At 55.7% G+C, this 906-nt stretch carries 1 protein-coding gene; it reads right to left on the bottom strand.

Going from position 1 to position 906, the window contains the following annotated elements; all coding sequences use genetic code 11:
- Positions 1–245 precede the first annotated feature (245 nt).
- The gene (locus tag ROI90_RS21230; protein ID WP_380230184.1) at positions 246–677 is read right to left on the bottom strand and encodes a T9SS type A sorting domain-containing protein; all 432 of its coding nucleotides are present in this window, start codon (positions 675–677) and stop codon (positions 246–248) included.
- Positions 678–906 lie beyond the last annotated feature (229 nt).

Here is a 906-nt window from a genome sequence, read left to right on the forward strand (position 1 = left end):
GACCTGGCGCGTTTGGGGTGGAACGGGCGCGTTGGGTTGGGGGTGCAGGCTCATCAGCAGAAGCGATTAAGGTACCTCTGAAGGTAGCTCTCACCGCTGGAAACCAATTCGCCAACAGTATCCAACGGGGCGGATTTACACGCTAAGCTCCAGTGAAAGCATGATGTGCTGTTCTGCCAAGGACAATGACATAGAAAAAGCCAGGCGAACATCATCGCCTGGCTTTTTCTATAGTATAATCAGCACTATTCTATCACAAGACGTAACGTGCCCTGTGTACGGCCATTTTCAACCGTACGCAGATAATACAATCCCCGATTGAGGCCTCGGATGGGGAAGGTGCGGCGCTGGCTGTTGCCTGGGTAGCGGAAGGTTTGCACGATAGTGCCTTGGCTATTGTGCAACACCAATTCCGCGTCTTGTCTTCCAGGTGCCGGCTCGTAATCTACCGTTAGATCGCTGGCACTAGGGTTGGGATAGGCAGATGTGCGCGAAGCGCTTCCGCCGCCGCCGGGTGGGCATTGCACATTCTCCTCGAAGTAAATGTATGTCAACGCGGTGCCTCCTAAGCCGTTACGGGTTGAGTATACTCCGATAGGGGTATACGGCGCTGTTGTAGCCGTTACCGTCGCCGTGGTGGGATTCGTGTTGTTGAAGTGCTCTTTACCGGCCCACACGTAGTTTGTGCCGCCGCTGGCAGTCAACAATACTGTTGCGGGTGTAAGCGTGCAACGGTTGACAAACAGGTAATCGAGGCTGGTGCTAGGCTGCCCTCCTTGGCAATTACTAGGAAGTGTTAACAGTGGCTAGTATGTTTGGGAATGGAGTACATGTTGACCGACGCGCAGTGGGCGCGCATCGCGCCGTTACTGCCGGGCCGGGAAGGCACGAGCGGCGGGCGGGGCC

The organism is Hymenobacter endophyticus, from assembly GCF_032464715.1.
GTDB classification, from domain to species: domain Bacteria; phylum Bacteroidota; class Bacteroidia; order Cytophagales; family Hymenobacteraceae; genus Hymenobacter; species Hymenobacter endophyticus.